The sequence below is a fragment of the Marinobacter metalliresistant genome (assembly GCF_038098645.1).
Taxonomy (GTDB): Bacteria; Pseudomonadota; Gammaproteobacteria; order Pseudomonadales; family Oleiphilaceae; genus Marinobacter; species Marinobacter metalliresistant.
Map to the genome: position 1 here is coordinate 1,020,772 of NZ_CP101118.1, position 14,920 is coordinate 1,035,691.

The following is a 14,920-nucleotide window of genomic DNA, read 5'->3' on the forward strand; positions in this document are numbered from 1 at the left end:
CTAGTGAAAAGGGGGTCAGTGAAAAGGGGGTCTGACCCCACGGGGTCAGACCCCGCTAAGAAAAGCTGGTCACAAAAAACCCCGCCGTGGCGGGGTTTTTTGTGACCAGAGCTTACTGCCCGTACTTCGCCTTCGCCTTGAGGCGGTATGCGTGCAGGAGCGGCTCGGTGTAGCCATTCGGCTGCTCACGGCCCTTCAGAACCAGATCCAGGGCCGCCTGGAAGGCCACACTGTCATCAAAGTTTCCGGCCATCGGGCGATACGCAGGATCACCGGCGTTCTGCTTGTCGACCACAGCCGCCATGCGCTTCATGGTTTCCATGATCTGCTCTTCAGAGCAGATGCCGTGGTGCAGCCAGTTGGCCAGCAACTGGGATGCAATCCGCAGGGTGGCACGGTCTTCCATCAGACCCACATCATTAATATCGGGCACCTTGGAACAACCAACGCCCTGATCAATCCAGCGTACAACATAACCGAGGATACCCTGGGCGTTGTTGTCCAGCTCTTGCTGGATGTCTTCGGCGCTCAGCGACGACGGATCGTCCATCACCGGTACCGTCAGGATGTCTTCCAGGGCGGCACGGGTACGGCTTTCCAGCTGCTTCTGAACGTCAGCCACACTCACTTGATGGTAGTGAGTGGCATGCAGGGTGGCGGCGGTGGGAGACGGAACCCATGCAGTGTTGGCGCCAGCTTTCGGGTGACCGATCTTGGCCTCCAGCATGCCCGCCATCAGATCCGGCATGGCCCACATGCCCTTACCAATCTGGGCAACGCCACGGAAACCGGTCTCCAGACCAATGTCCACGTTCCACTGCTCGTAGGCGTTGATCCAGGTTGCCTGCTTCATCGCGCCTTTGCGAATGAACGGACCCAGTTCCATGGAGGTATGGATCTCGTCACCAGTGCGGTCCAGGAAGCCGGTGTTGATGAACACAGCACGCTCCTTGGCGGCATGGATACAGGCCTTCAGGTTAACCGTCGTGCGGCGCTCCTCGTCCATGATGCCAACTTTCAGGGTAAAACGTGGCATGCCCAGTGCGTCTTCAACACGACCAAAGAATTCGTTGGTGAACGCCACTTCTTCCGGGCCGTGCATCTTGGGCTTCACAATGTACATGGAGCCTTTGGTGCTGTTCTGGAACTTGCCATTGCCTTTCATGTCGTGAATGGCAATCAGCGAGGTGATCAGGCCATCCATCAGACCTTCCGGCACTTCGTTGCCGTCTTTCAGCAGAATGGCCGGGTTGGTCATCAGATGACCGACATTCCGGATAAACATGAGGCTGCGCCCTTTCAGGCTCAATTCGCCGCCGTCCGGTGCGGTGTAGGTGCGGTCCGCGTTCATTTTACGGGTCAGTTGCTCGCCGCCCTTCTCGAAGGTTTCCTGCAGATCACCTTTCATCAGGCCGAGCCAGTTGCGGTAGGCCAGAGCCTTGTCGTCGGCATCGACGGCCGCAACCGAATCTTCGCAATCCATGATGGTGGTCAGGGCAGACTCCATCAGTACGTCTTTCACATTGGCGCCGTCGTCCTTGCCAATCGGATGGCTGGCGTCAATCTGAATCTCGAAGTGCATGCCGTTCTTGACCAGCAGCACGCCAGTGGGCGCATCGGCGGCACCGGTGTAACCGACAAAGCCGGCTTCGTCCTTCAGACCGGTGGCTTCACCATTCTGCAGCTTTACCACCAGCTTGCCACCCTCAACCAGGTACTTGGCAGCGTCTTTATGGCTACCGGAAACCAGCGGCGCGGAGCTGTCCAGCAGATCGCGGGCCCACTCGATGACCTTGGCGCCGCGTACCGGGTTATAGCCACGACCTTTCCCGGCACCGTTCTCTTCGGAGATGGCATCAGTGCCGTACAGAGCGTCGTAAAGGCTGCCCCAGCGAGCGTTTGCCGCGTTAAGGGCAAAGCGGGCGTTCATGATCGGCACAACCAGCTGCGGGCCGGCCATGGTGGCGACTTCCGGATCAACATTGGCGGTCGAAATCTTGAATTCTGCGGGCTCGTCAACCAGATAACCAATGTCGTTCAGGAAAGATTTGTACTCGGCCATGTCCAGCTTCTGACCCTTGCGGTCCCGGTTCCAGCTGTCCATTTTTTCCTGGATCGCATCACGCTTTGCCAGCAGCTCGCGGTTGCGCGGCGCCAGCTCGTTCACGATCCTGTCGAATTCTGCCCAGAATTTGTCGGCATCGATTCCGGTACCCGGAATCGCTTCGTTGTTTACGAAATCATACAGATTCTTTGCGACTTGAATGCCGCCGACTTGTACGCGTTCTGTCATCGTTGTCTGCCTCAGTGGGTTACGTTTCCCGACTCCCCCTTCACCTTGAGGGGGCATTCTAATTAGAGCGCCGCATTGTAAGGGAAAATCCTTACAAGATCATTCCTGCAGGCGCAAAACTGGTCTGACCAACCACCATTTCCCCGAAATTCAACCTCTCCGCCAGCTCGTCCCCTCGCGGGAGTCGTCCAGAACAATGCCCTTCTCCGCGAGATCGTCGCGAATCCGGTCAGCCTCGGCAAAGTTCTTCGCCTTGCGGGCATCTGCCCGGGCCTGGATCAGCGTCTCAATGTCCTCGGCACTGAGTTCACTTCCAGTATCGGCCTGGAAGAAAGCCTCGGGATCCTGCTGCAGCAGGCCAAGTACGCCACCGAGTCTTACCAGCACCGCTGCGCTGCGCTTCGCTTCCTCTTCACGCCCGTCCCGACGATGCTGGTTGATCTCGTTAGCGACGGCGTGCAACACAGCAATCGCGCCTGCGGTGTTGAAATCATCATCCATCGCTTCGGCGAACCGCTGGTCGTACTCTGTTTCCGGCACATCCGCTACTTTAGCGGGCACAATGCCGCGCAGCGCATGGTAAAGCCGGGTGAGCGTGCGACCGGCCTCAGCCAGGTTTTCCTCGGAATAGTCCACCTGGCTCCGGTAATGACTGGAAACCAGGAAATAACGAACCACCTCCGCAGGGTACTTTTCCATAATCTCGCGGATGGTGAAGAAATTGCCCAGGGATTTGGACATCTTTTCCTTGTTCACCCGAATAGCTCCAGCGTGCATCCAGGTATTCACGAAGGTATGGCCGGTGGCGCACTCGGATTGGGCAATCTCGTTTTCATGGTGCGGGAACAACAGATCAGGGCCACCGCCATGAATATCAAAGGTGTCGCCCAGGCAGGCGGTGGACATTACCGAACACTCAATGTGCCAGCCCGGTCGACCATCACCCCAGGGTGAAGGCCAGCTCACCTCCCCCGCCTTGGCCGCTTTCCACAGTGCGAAATCCGCCGGGCTACGCTTGGCTTCCTGAACATCGACCCGGGCACCCGCCAGCAGATCTTCCAGCTTCTTTTTGCTGAGCTTGCCGTAGTCATCAAAGGAATCAACGGCAAAATACACATCGCCGTTATCGGCGGCATAGGCATGCCCCCCGGAAATCAGCTTATGGATCATCGCGATGATTTCGTCAATGAATGCCGTGGCCCGGGGCTCGTCGTCCGGAGACAGCACGCCCAGGCGGGCTTCGTCTTCGTGCATGGCTTTGATCATACGGTCAGTGAGCTCAGTGTAGGGCTCGCCGTTCTCGTCAGCACGACGCAGGATCTTGTCGTCAATATCGGTAATATTGCGAACATAGTTCACCTCGTAACCCCGGTGGCGCAGGTAACGGGTGATCACATCAAACGCCACCAGAACCCTGGCATGGCCAAGATGGCAGTAGTCGTAAACCGTCATGCCGCAGACATAGATCCGGACCTTGCCCGGTTCAATAGGCCGCAGTTCTTCCTTCTGCTGGGTCAGCGTGTTGTAGATGCGGATCACTTGCCCCCCTTACCCCAGGAATCCCTGAGCGTTACGGTGCGGTTGAAAACCGGCCGGCCGGCACTGGCGGTGTGCTCCTGATCGCAGAAGAAATAGCCTTCGCGCTCGAACTGGTAGGGCAGATCGGTACGAGGCTGCGCCAGACTCTTCTCGACCCGGGCGCCTTTGAGAACGACCAGAGATTCCGGATTCAGATGATCCATCAGATCGCTGTCCTTATCGCTGTCCGGCGATTCATGGCTGAACAGGCGGTCGTACAGGTTGATGTCCGCTTCCACACTGTCAGTTGCGGACACCCAGTGAACAACGCCGTTAGGCTTGTAGCCCTCGGGATTCACACCCAGGGTGTCCGGATCGTATTCGCACTTGAGCTCAACAATCTCGCCGCTGTCGTCTCGGATAACTTCCCGGCAGGTCATCACATATCCGCCCCGCAGGCGTACCGCCTGATCCGGCGCCAGCCGCTTCCATTTCCGCGGAGGCTCCATGTCGAAATCTTCCCGGTCAATATACAGGGTCCGGGTCCAGGGCACTTCGCGCTCGCCCATTTCCGGGTTTTGCGGGTGCACGGGCAACGTCAGGGTCTCGCTCTGGCCGGCCGGATAGTTGGTCAGCGTCACCTTCAGTGGCCGCATCACACACATGGCGCGCGGGGCCCGGTTGTTCAGATCTTCCCGGATGGCATGCTCCAGCATACCCACATCCACAGTGCCACCGGCCTTATTCACGCCGATCATATCGCAGAAGGTGCGAATGGACTCGGGGGTATAACCGCGCCGGCGCATACCGGAAATGGTGGGCATCCGCGGGTCATTCCAGCCATCAACAGCCCCCTCATCCACCAGGCGCCTGAGTTTGCGCTTGGAAGTAATGGTGTAATTCAGGTTCAGCCGGGCAAACTCGATCTGGCGCGGGTGACAGGGGACTGAGATGTTATCCAGGACCCAGTCATACAGCGGCCGGTGATCCTCGAATTCCAGGGTACAGAGCGAATGGGTGATTCCCTCCATAGCGTCCGAAATCGGATGGGTGAAATCGTACATCGGGTAGATGCACCATTTGTCGCCGGTCTGGTGGTGCTCGGCGTACCGGATACGGTAAAGAATCGGATCCCGCAAATTAATGTTCGGGGACGCCATATCAATCTTGGCCCGCAAAACCAGCTCACCGTTCTGGTACTTGCCGTCGCGCATGTCGCGGAACAGTTGCAGGCTTTCTTCAATCGGGCGATCACGATAGGGGCTGTTTCTGCCCGGCTCTCTCAGGCTGCCCCGGTACTCGGCCATTTCGTCGGCATTCAGGGCGCACACGTAAGCCTTGTCCCGGGTAATCAGTTCCTCGGCAAACTCATACAGGGCGTCGAAGTAATCCGACGCGTAGCGAACCTCGCCGGCCCACTCGTAGCCAAGCCACTCCACGTCCTGCTTGATGGCGTCGATGTATTCCTGGTTTTCCTTCTCCGGGTTGGTGTCGTCAAACCGCAGGTTACAGTCTCCGGAAAAGGTTTCGGCGATACCAAAGTTCAGGCAAATCGACTTGGCGTGGCCAATGTGCAGGTAGCCGTTGGGCTCCGGCGGAAAACGGGTGACCACCTTGCCGGTATGCTCTCCGTTGGCGATGGCGTCTTCGATCAGGCTCTGGATAAAGTTGTGGGCTTTCTTCGACTCGGCGCTCATACAATCTCTGTTAAAAGGGGAGTGAATCTTAAACCGCGTATTATACTCACAAATCCTTGCCGGACTCATGCATAGCGGGAAAGTCTTGAGTACAATGGGGCCCGTAACGCATTCAACCATTACGAACAGGAAAACCTGATGATTCTGCTGACAACCAACTACGGTGACATCAAGCTCGAACTGGACTACGACAAGGCACCGGAAACCGCCAGGAACTTTGAACAGTACGTCCGCGACGGCTTTTACGATGGTCTGATTTTTCACCGTGTGATCAGCAACTTCATGATTCAGGGCGGCGGATTTGAGCCGGGCATGACACCCCGCAAAACCCGGGATTCCATCCAGAACGAGGCTGATAACGGCCTGAGCAACATGCAGGGAACCATTGCCATGGCCCGCACCATGGACCCTCATTCCGCCACGGCCCAGTTCTTTATCAACGTTGAGAACAACGGTTTTCTGGACCACACCGCCAAGAACGCCGAGGGCTGGGGTTACTGTGTTTTCGGCAAGGTGGTTGAAGGCATGGAAACGGTCAACGCCATTCGTGCTGTGCGCACCACCATGCGCGGCGGACACCAGGACGTTCCCGCGGATGATGTGGTCATTGAGAAAGCCGAAGTTCTGGAGGACGGAGGCGCGGCGTGACCACGCTGTTTATCTCGGATCTTCATCTGGAAGAATCACGCCCGGACATCACCGGGGCATTCCTGGCCTTTCTTGAGCAAAAAGCCGCCGGGGCTGAACAGCTCTACATCCTTGGCGACTTTTTTGAGGCCTGGATTGGGGACGATGAGCGCACACCGCTGCAGGAAAAGGTTGCTGCCGCCCTTCGCAAAGTGAGAGACGGGGGCACCGAGATCTTTCTGATGCATGGCAACCGGGATTTCCTTATCGGCGAGGATTTCTGCGATCGTGCCGGGGCGACGTTGCTGGAAGATCCCTGCGTGATCGATCTATATGGCACGCCAACCCTGCTGATGCATGGTGACAGCCTGTGCACCGCCGATGAGGAGTACCAGAAGTTCCGTGCCAACATGCGCAACCCGCAATGGCAAAAGATGATTCTCCAGCGGCCGCTGAAAGATCGCCAGCAGATGGCCCGCCAACTGCGGGAAATCAGCATGGCCAAAAATCAGGGCAAGGAAGAGTTCATCATGGACGTAACACCCGAGGAAGTGGTCCGGGAGCTGGAAGCCCACGGCGTGCAACGGATGATCCACGGCCACACACACCGTCCGGCGGAGCATGCGCTGACTGCGAATGGGCAGCCAGCGAAGCGGATTGTCCTGGGCGACTGGGCCGAGAACGTCTGGTGGCTGGAAGTGACGCCCGGCGCTTCACCCATTCTCGACAAACACCCGCTGTAACGTAGAAAGGCCGGGCCATTGCCCGGCCTTTCCGTCTCAGTTGTGCAGAATCTGCTCCAGGAACTTCCGGGTTCTCGGTTCTCTGGGGTTGGAGAAAAACTCCTGGGGCGGAGCCTCTTCCACAATCTCACCGCTATCCATAAAGATCACCCGGTCCGCCACCGTTTTGGCAAACCCCATTTCATGGGTGACGCAGATCATGGTCATGCCACTTTTCGCCAATTCCACCATAACGTCGAGCACTTCCTTGATCATTTCCGGGTCCAGTGCCGAGGTGGGCTCGTCGAACAGCATGATTTTCGGCTTCATGCACAAGGCCCGGGCAATGGCCACCCGCTGCTGCTGGCCACCGGACAACTGACCCGGGTACTTGTTGGCCTGATCGGGAATCTTAACCCTTTCCAGGTATTCCATTGCGCTCGCTTCAGCTTCCTTGCGGGGGGTCTTCCGGACCCAGATGGGCGACAGACAACAGTTCTCCAGCACGGTCAGGTGCGGAAAAAGATTGAAGTGCTGAAACACCATGCCGACTTCCCGGCGCACGGTGTCAATCTGGCGCACATCATCGGTCAACTCCACATCATCCACCACGATTTTGCCCTGCTGATGCTCTTCCAGCCGGTTAATGCAGCGGATGAATGTGGATTTGCCGGAACCTGACGGGCCACAGATAACGATGCGCTCGCCCTGCTTCACGGTCAGGTTCAGATCTTTCAGAACGTGAAAGTCCCCATACCATTTGTGCATACCCTCGACTCGAATAATATCGACTTTCGGCTCACTCCGGCTCTCGGCATTCTGCTGGCTGTCCGGTGTTCGGGTGGTTTCTGTCATTGGATTACCCATCATGATTTATGACCAGTGTCGAGTTTGCGCTCCAGCTTCTGGCTGTACCGGGAAATGCCAAAACAGAACACCCAGAAACAGAAGGCAACGAAGACATACCCCTCAATGGCGACGTTCTGCCAGGCGGGGTCCGTTATGGTTGATTGAACTGCGCCAAGGATGTCGAACAGGCCGATGATCAGCACCAGCGTGGTGTCCTTGAACAGCGCTATAAACGTGTTAACGATCCCGGGAATGACCATCTTGAGGGCCTGGGGCAGAATGATCAGCCCGGTTTTTTTCCAGTACCCGAGCCCCAGCGCGTCCGCTGCCTCGTACTGCCCCCGCGGAATGGCCTGCAGGCCGCCCCGGATAACTTCCGCCATGTAGGCCGACTGCCAGAGGGTAATGCCGATCAGTGCCCGCATCAGCTTCTCGAAGTTCATGCCTTCCGGCAAAAACAGCGGCAGCATCACAGACGCCATGAACAGCACGGTAATCAGCGGAACCGCCCGCCAGACCTCGATAAACACGACACAAAGGCCGCGAATAATGGGCATATCCGAACGCCGCCCCAGGGCCAGAAGAATACCGATGGGCAGGGACGCGATTATGCCGATATAGGCAATGATCAGCGTCAGCATCAGGCCGCCCCATTTGGCGCTGTCCACTGCCTCAAGGCCAAAGCTGCCGCCCGGGATCAGGAAATAGCCGACCACCGGCAGGCCAGTCATGCCGAAAATGCCCAGCCACTTGCGGCCCGGTAAGTTCTCAATGAACTGGGGCACGAACGACAGAGCCAGCAGGGCGAACATCACATCGATACGCCACTGCAGGGAATCCGGATAAAACCCGTAGATAAAGAAATTCAGGCGCTGGTTGATAAACAGCCAGCAGGCACCGGCGCCCGTGCAGTCGCTCGGCTCACTGCCCTTGAAGTCGGCCTCAAGGAACAACCAGTTCAGCACTGGCCCCACGCTGGTTACCAACAGGTAGCCCACGATCAGGGTCAACAGGGTGTTGTACCAACTGGAGAACAGATGCATCCGCATCCACGCTACCGGGCCCAGAGTTTTCCTGGGTGGTTTCATTACAGACTCAGCCATCATCGCTCCTTAATCGCCACAGCCCGGTTATAAATGTTCATAAACAGGGAAATGAGTAGACTGATTGTCAGATAAACGGCCATCGTAATCGCAACGACTTCAACGGCCTGGCCTGTCTGGTTCAGGGTCGTCCCCATGAACACCGCCACCAGATCGGGATAGCCGATCGCTGTCGCCAGCGAGGAGTTCTTGACCAGATTCAGGTACTGGCTCGTTAACGGCGGAATAATCACCCGCATGGCTTGCGGAATAACGACCAGACGCAGGGTGAGACTGTTCGGCAGCCCCAGCGCTTTGGAGGCTTCTGTCTGGCCCTTACTCACGGAAAGGATGCCGGAGCGGACAATCTCCGCGATGAAACTGGCCGTATAGAGAGATAGCGCAATCCATAGGGCCGCCAACTCCGGAATGATGGAAATGCCACCGCCGAAGTTGAACCCTTTCAGGGCCGGAAAGTCCCAGGTCAGCGGTTGCCCCGCCATCAGGTACGCCAGCACCGGCACCAGAACCAGAACGGCAAGACCCACCTTGAATGTGGGAAAGATCTGCCCGGTGGCCAACTGACGTTTTTTGGCCCAGGTTCGCAGAGCCACAACCGCAACGACGGCGGCGATCACCCCACCCCAGACCAGGCCGAAGCCATCCTGGGCCACCGGTTCCGGCAGGTACAGGCCCCGGTTATTCAGGAACAGCGCATTGCCCACCTCGACACTTTGCCGGGGCGAAGGCAGATTACTGAGCACCGCAAAGTACCAGAAGAAGATTTGCAGCAGCAGTGGGATGTTGCGGATCACTTCGATGTAAACCAGGGCAACCTTGGCCACCAGCCAATTACTGGACAGTCGGGCAACCCCGAGAATAAAGCCGAGAATCGTGGCAGCGACGACACCCATGGCGGAGACCAGCAGGGTGTTGGTGAGCCCCACCCAGAAGGTCCGGCCATACGACATGGTGGCGTCGTAGGGGACCAAGCTCATGATGATGCCAAAGCCGGCGGTTTCATCGAGAAAGCCGAAACCGGTGCTGATGCCACGGCTTTCCATGTTGGACAGTGTGTTATCGATCAGGGTCCAGCCAGCCCAGAAGACCAGCGACAGAGTAACGAGCTGAAAGAAGATGGAACGAATACGCGGATCATACCAGGGTTTGGGACCCGCAGGTCTCGAATCAGTTGTTTGTCTTTTCATGCATTTTCCCGAAAAGCTTCCGTGCGGTTAAACACATCATCACAGATTGACCGGAGGCAAAGCTCACCGGGAGCCCGCCCCCTGTCCGCTCTCAGGTGTTAACGAACCGGTGGCGCATACATGATGCCGCCTTCGGTCCACAGTGCGTTGAGACCGCGATCAAGACCCAGCGCGGTGTCTGGTCCGACATTACGGTTGTACATCTCACCGTAGTTGCCAACCTGTTTCACCACCTTGTACCCGAAATCCGCCGGCACGCCCAACTTGGCGCCCATGTCACCGTCGGATCCAAGCAGACGCTGGATATTCGGGTTATCCGACTTCAGCATGTCGTCCACGTTCTCCATGGTGACGCCCAGTTCCTCGGCGTTGATCTGGGCGAAAAGAACCCACTTCACTATGTTGAACCATTGGTCATCACCCTGGCGCACCACGGGGCCCAGGGGCTCTTTGGAGATAGTGTTTGGCAGAATCTTGGCCGAGGACGGGTCGGCGAGCTTGGACCGAAGTGCCGCAAGCTGCGACCGGTCGGATGTCAGCACATCACACCGGCCAGAGGCAAACCCCTGCACTGTCTGCTCGGATGTATCAAATACAATCGGCTTGAACTCCATGCCCTTGGCCCGGAAATAGTCGGCAAGGTTCAGTTCGGTGGTAGTACCCGCCTGGATACACACGGTTGCACCATCAAGCTGGGTGGCATCGTCCACACCGATGCCCTTATTAATCAGGAAGCCCTGACCGTCATAGTAATTGACACCGGTGAAGTTCAGACCCAGGGAGGCATCACGGGTCAGGGTCCAGGTGGTATTCCGGGACAATATATCGATTTCACCGGACTGCAGTGCTGTCAAGCGCTCCTTGGCGGTCAGTGGGGTGAACTGGACAGCCTTGGCGTCACCAAAGATGGCAGCGGCCACAGCCCGGCAGGTATCCACATCAATGCCTGTCCAGTTGCCCTTCTCATCAGGCTGTGAAAATCCGGGAAGACCACTGGTCACACCGCATTGCAGGTGCCCTTTCTCCTTGACACTTTCGAGCGTTGTGGCCGCGCTAGCGGTTGAAGCGGTGAATGCACCCAGAATCAGGGCGGCGCCGACGGCAATCGACTTGGCGTTATTCATTTATTATCTCCGAAGTTCCGTTGGTTATACGAGCAACGGTTCTCAGCAATTTATGAGCCAGAGAACTTAACACGTTGATTTATTGTGTTTATTCTATTACGAGGCGTTTCCGCTAACACACTTCGGCCACACCACTGTGCAAACCGGGCCTCAGTTCGGCGCACGGGGAGACTACAGGTCGGTGGAAAGGTGTTTTCCAGAACGCTCAGTTACAAGATAGAACATAGATCAGGGTTTGAACTGATTTTCAGGAATTTTCCGAGGGAATTTTCATTTCAGGAGGTTCAGAGTAGGTGTCCAGCCGCTTCAGCCAGCCCGGCAGCCAGCGTTCCCGCTCAACCGGATCTTCAGCATTCTCTGCCCTGCGGGTCAGCACTTTGCGGGCCGCCTCCCGAAATTGCTGAATGGCCGCTTCTTCCGGATCGCCGGACATGGCCATCAGCACCTGCAACAGACCCCAGCCATCACCTTTATAACGCTCCGTCTGCGACACCCCCTCTCCTTTGAAGTTGACATAATCCATGATTGCATACACGCCGCCGGGCGTCTGGCTCAAGGCTTCGAGGCGCTCGGTGATGTCGTCTTCCTGTTCTTCGGGAGCCGCATCAATCACCTTCTCCAGAGACATTCTGGCCCGACGAAATATAAACTCCGCCTGCATACCCTGACTGCCTGCCAGAAACTCCCTGAGCTCTGCCATTTCCGGCGAATCAACGACAGCCAGAAAGGACTGCCTGTCGCCCCAGGGGGCGTCAAAGGGGTCGAGATCTCTCAGCCACTCGGGAATACTGACCTGACGCTGCTTCATGTACTCAACAAGAGCAGGAAAACTTTCCACGAATCTTCCATCCACACCCTCCGGATACCAGATAAAATGTCCGATACCCAGAGATGGAAAGGCTTCCCCCTCGTTCCAGTGAACCAGACACTCGAAACGACCCGCGCACTCGTTTCGGAAAATCTGCTGACCGACCCAGTCCAGCTGAGCAGGGGTAAGCGCAAGTGATATATCTCCAGCCGGCAGATTAACAGTCTTTGCAACCTGCCTCCCGGAATCACTTGCTGGCGCCTTTTCATCAGAACCGCAACCAGCCAAACCCAGAAGGCTGGCCACGAAGATCACTACGAGGAATTTAAAAGCCAATGGTTTGCTCCGAGCGAGTAGGTGTTAAACACAGTCAGTCAATCAATAACATACTCCGCCAGATTTCGTCAGGTCGTTATTCGTGACGTAAAGCATCAATCGGGTTCGGCATGGCTGCTTTTGTCGATGCCGCGCATTTTTGACCACTTCACCAGAGCCATCCCCGGAACAGAAACAGCCGCGCCGAACACACTCTCGATTGAAAGTCCCTTCATAGCCCCTCCTTCGGAGAAAGTATGTTGACGGGGAAACCCACTGCTCTCTAGAGTTTAGAGGAGTTCAGACGCCCGATAGTAAAATGGAGACTGAAAAGAATGCCAACCCGCCTTGAGCCCGCAAAGCTGGGACTGCGCACCCGACTTTTCAAGCTGCTTTTTGAGTCCGACAGCCGCGCAGCCAAGGCTTTTGATATTGGTTTGGTCCTGCTGATTTTCGTCAGTGTCGGGATTGTCATGCTCGATAGCATAGACAGCTATCACCAACGCTATGGTGACCTGTTTTTCTATACAGAATGGTGCATTACCATTCTCTTCACAATCGAGCTGGCTCTGAGGATCTACTGTTTGCAGAAGCCATGGCTCTACCTGAAAAGCTTCTACGGCATCATCGACCTGCTGGCGATCCTGCCGTCATGGCTGACACTGATCCTGCCCGGTTTCCAGACCCTGATTATCGTTCGGATGCTCCGGGCATTGAGGCTGTTCCGGGTGCTTGACATGGTGATCCTGGAGGGAGAGAAGAGGCTCCTGCTGGATGCCATGATACGGAGCCGGCATCAGATCCTTTTGTTCCTCTTTACCGTGCTGATGGTTGTGACAATCTTTTCTTCTGTCCTCTACCTGATTGAACCCGCCGACGCCGGATTCACCAGCATTCCGACAGCGATCTACTGGGGCATTGTTACACTGACAACGGTCGGCTACGGCGACATAACACCGGTCACCCCTCTGGGACAGTTTATATCGGTAGCGATAATGCTCACCGGCTACTCGATCATTGCACTGCCCGCGGGCATCTTCTCCGCCGAAGTGATCCGGGCCCTGCGTGAAGAGCGCTACTCCCGTGAAGCCTGCCCCGGATGCGGCAGGGATCACCATGAACAGGATGCGCGCTACTGTAAATTCTGCGGAACCTGGCTCGATGAGGACACTGTTGATCCGCGCAAAAAAACAGAAAGCCCGGCAACCTGAGGCTCCGGGCTTCTGTGGATCACATCGTACGCCTCAGTCCATCAGATGTCCGGACAGTTTTGACCTGATCTCGTCAGGAATCGGCAGGGCTTTTTCGGCTCCATAATCGAAATGAATCAAGACAGCGATGCCACGGGCAATCTGTTTGCCATTCTGCCAGGCCTCCTGAACCACGTGGAAGGAGCTGTTGCCGATTTTTCCAATCCCGGTGCGGATCTCCACCGGCATATGCCAGTAGCTCTGTGCCATCAGATCAATCTCCAGCCGGGCGATGATCAGCGGCCAGGTTTCGGCTTCCAGGGTAGGATGAAAAATCCGGAAAACCGGCGTTCTGGCCTGTTCAAACCAGACCGGCAAGGTGGTGTTGCTGATGTGCCCCAGGGCATCGGTATCGCTGAAACGTGGTTCCAGTTCAAGATGAAACATCGTGTCTTCCCTATTTCCAAAACCGCCTACTATACACTGGCACACTGGCTACAAAGAAAGGCCCCGGTTGTGAACCTGGGGTCAGATGAAAGCTTTCATCTGACCCCGATTTCAGCACGAAAAAAACCGGAGCATCACGCTCCGGCTTTATCAGGGCCTGTGTGATGCACCCTTTACTGCTCCACAAACGCCCGCTCGATAACGTAATGCCCCATGTCACCACCCCGAGCTTCCTTGAAGCCCATGTTGTTAAGGATAGCGCAGGTGTCCTTGAGCATGCTCGGGCTGCCGCAGATCATGAACCGGTCGTTCTCCAGGTCGAACTCCGGCAGGCCGAGATCACGGGTAATCTTTCCGGTTTTCATGGCATCCGTCAGGCGGCCCCGGTTACGAAACTCCTCACGGGTGACGGTCGGGTAATAGACAAGCTTGCCTTCGACCATTTCACCGAAGAACTCGTTTTCCGGCAGCTCTTCGATCTCCTTCTGGTAGGCGAGTTCTGACACATAGCGTACGCCGTGAGTCAGGATCACCTTGTCGAACGCCTCGTAGACTTCCGGATCCTTGATGATGCTCATGAACGGCGCGAGCCCGGTACCGGTACTGATCAGCCAGAGATTCCTGCCCGGCAGCAGGTTGTCCAGTATCAAGGTACCGGTCGGCTTGCGGCTCACCAGGATCTCATCCCCTACCTGAATCTTCTGAAGGCGGGAGGTCAGCGGGCCGTCCTGAACCTTGATTGAGAAGAACTCCAGCTCTTCCTCGTAATTGGCACTGGCAATACTGTACGCACGCATGAGGGGTTTGCCGTCGGTTTCCAGACCGATCATGACGAAATGACCGTTCTTGAAACGAAATCCCGGGTCCCGGCTTGTGGTGAAGCTGAACAGGGTATCGTTCCAGTGGTGGACGCTGGTAACTTTCTCTTTGATCAGGTTGCTCATGTAAACCTCTTGCCTGTTCGTTACGCTTTTTACGGCGAATGTTTCAACTTTGGATTGCGTTAAGTGTAACCCGACACTAACCTATCGGGAAAATGG

The 14,920-nt window shown here is 56.5% G+C and carries 13 protein-coding genes; 3 read left to right on the plus strand and 10 right to left on the minus strand.

Annotated features, from left to right (window positions below; all coding sequences use genetic code 11):
* Positions 1-112: 112 nt before the first annotated feature.
* From NLK58_RS04730 to NLK58_RS04740, 3 genes are all read right to left on the minus strand, one after another.
* Positions 113-2,293: a malate synthase G gene (locus tag NLK58_RS04730; protein WP_117617485.1), complete on the minus strand. Its 2,181-nt coding sequence runs from the start codon at positions 2,291-2,293 to the stop codon at positions 113-115.
* Positions 2,294-2,443: 150 nt separating this feature from the next.
* The gene (gene cysS / locus NLK58_RS04735) at positions 2,444-3,832 is read right to left on the minus strand and encodes a cysteine--tRNA ligase (RefSeq protein WP_117617486.1); all 1,389 of its coding nucleotides are present in this window, start codon (positions 3,830-3,832) and stop codon (positions 2,444-2,446) included.
* Positions 3,829-5,508, minus strand: coding sequence for a glutamine--tRNA ligase/YqeY domain fusion protein (locus tag NLK58_RS04740; RefSeq protein WP_117617487.1), 1,680 nt, complete (start codon positions 5,506-5,508; stop codon positions 3,829-3,831). Before NLK58_RS04740 ends, cysS begins: the two co-directional genes overlap by 4 nt.
* A gap of 138 nt (positions 5,509-5,646) precedes the next feature.
* Between NLK58_RS04740 and NLK58_RS04745 the strand changes: the two genes are divergently transcribed.
* A complete protein-coding gene (locus tag NLK58_RS04745) occupies positions 5,647-6,156 on the plus strand; it encodes a peptidylprolyl isomerase (RefSeq protein WP_117617488.1) in 510 nt (169 codons plus the stop codon).
* Positions 6,153-6,878, plus strand: a complete 726-nt coding sequence (gene lpxH / locus NLK58_RS04750; protein WP_341582173.1) for a UDP-2,3-diacylglucosamine diphosphatase — start codon at positions 6,153-6,155, stop codon at positions 6,876-6,878. The genes NLK58_RS04745 and lpxH overlap by 4 nt, the downstream gene beginning before the upstream one ends.
* Before the next feature lie 36 nt (positions 6,879-6,914).
* Here lpxH and NLK58_RS04755 read toward each other — a convergent pair whose 3' ends face one another.
* From NLK58_RS04755 to NLK58_RS04775, 5 genes are all read right to left on the minus strand, one after another.
* Complete coding sequence (locus NLK58_RS04755) at positions 6,915-7,712, minus strand: amino acid ABC transporter ATP-binding protein (RefSeq protein ID WP_117620275.1); 798 nt, start codon at positions 7,710-7,712, stop codon at positions 6,915-6,917.
* 11 nt (positions 7,713-7,723) lie between these two features.
* On the minus strand, positions 7,724-8,809 hold the full coding sequence (locus NLK58_RS04760; RefSeq protein ID WP_341582174.1) for an amino acid ABC transporter permease: 1,086 nt from the start codon (positions 8,807-8,809) through the stop codon (positions 7,724-7,726).
* A complete protein-coding gene (locus NLK58_RS04765) occupies positions 8,809-9,996 on the minus strand; it encodes an amino acid ABC transporter permease (RefSeq protein ID WP_117617491.1) in 1,188 nt (395 codons plus the stop codon). Before NLK58_RS04765 ends, NLK58_RS04760 begins: the two co-directional genes overlap by 1 nt.
* A gap of 98 nt (positions 9,997-10,094) precedes the next feature.
* A complete protein-coding gene (locus NLK58_RS04770; RefSeq protein ID WP_117617492.1) occupies positions 10,095-11,120 on the minus strand; it encodes an amino acid ABC transporter substrate-binding protein in 1,026 nt (341 codons plus the stop codon).
* Between the two features lie 247 nt (positions 11,121-11,367).
* Complete coding sequence (locus tag NLK58_RS04775; protein WP_341582175.1) at positions 11,368-12,264, minus strand: hypothetical protein; 897 nt, start codon at positions 12,262-12,264, stop codon at positions 11,368-11,370.
* Between the two features lie 314 nt (positions 12,265-12,578).
* Here NLK58_RS04775 and NLK58_RS04780 point away from each other — a divergent pair, with 314 nt between their 5' ends.
* Positions 12,579-13,454 carry an ion transporter gene (locus NLK58_RS04780; RefSeq protein WP_117617494.1) on the plus strand — a complete coding sequence of 292 codons (876 nt, stop codon included), beginning with the start codon at positions 12,579-12,581 and terminating at the stop codon, positions 13,452-13,454.
* A 33-nt stretch (positions 13,455-13,487) separates the two neighbouring features.
* Here the strand turns inward: NLK58_RS04780 and NLK58_RS04785 are convergent, their stop codons facing one another.
* Both NLK58_RS04785 and NLK58_RS04790 read right to left on the minus strand, forming a co-directional pair.
* Entirely contained in the window at positions 13,488-13,880 is a 393-nt protein-coding gene (locus tag NLK58_RS04785) for a thioesterase family protein (RefSeq protein WP_117617495.1), read from the minus strand.
* 173 nt (positions 13,881-14,053) lie between these two features.
* The gene (locus NLK58_RS04790) at positions 14,054-14,824 is read right to left on the minus strand and encodes a ferredoxin--NADP reductase (RefSeq protein WP_117617496.1); all 771 of its coding nucleotides are present in this window, start codon (positions 14,822-14,824) and stop codon (positions 14,054-14,056) included.
* Positions 14,825-14,920 lie beyond the last annotated feature (96 nt).

Coding starts and splice junctions, on each gene's coding strand:
- NLK58_RS04780 (WP_117617494.1), top strand. CDS start 12,579: ATGCCAACCCGCCTTGAGCCCGCAAAGCTGGGACTGCGCACCCGACTT.
- NLK58_RS04760 (WP_341582174.1), bottom strand. CDS start 8,809: ATGGCTGAGTCTGTAATGAAACCACCCAGGAAAACTCTGGGCCCGGTA.
- NLK58_RS04770 (WP_117617492.1), bottom strand. CDS start 11,120: ATGAATAACGCCAAGTCGATTGCCGTCGGCGCCGCCCTGATTCTGGGT.
- NLK58_RS04740 (WP_117617487.1), bottom strand. CDS start 5,508: ATGAGCGCCGAGTCGAAGAAAGCCCACAACTTTATCCAGAGCCTGATC.
- NLK58_RS04745 (WP_117617488.1), top strand. CDS start 5,647: ATGATTCTGCTGACAACCAACTACGGTGACATCAAGCTCGAACTGGAC.
- NLK58_RS04755 (WP_117620275.1), bottom strand. CDS start 7,712: ATGACAGAAACCACCCGAACACCGGACAGCCAGCAGAATGCCGAGAGC.
- NLK58_RS04790 (WP_117617496.1), bottom strand. CDS start 14,824: ATGAGCAACCTGATCAAAGAGAAAGTTACCAGCGTCCACCACTGGAAC.
- NLK58_RS04765 (WP_117617491.1), bottom strand. CDS start 9,996: ATGAAAAGACAAACAACTGATTCGAGACCTGCGGGTCCCAAACCCTGG.
- NLK58_RS04785 (WP_117617495.1), bottom strand. CDS start 13,880: ATGTTTCATCTTGAACTGGAACCACGTTTCAGCGATACCGATGCCCTG.
- NLK58_RS04730 (WP_117617485.1), bottom strand. CDS start 2,293: ATGACAGAACGCGTACAAGTCGGCGGCATTCAAGTCGCAAAGAATCTG.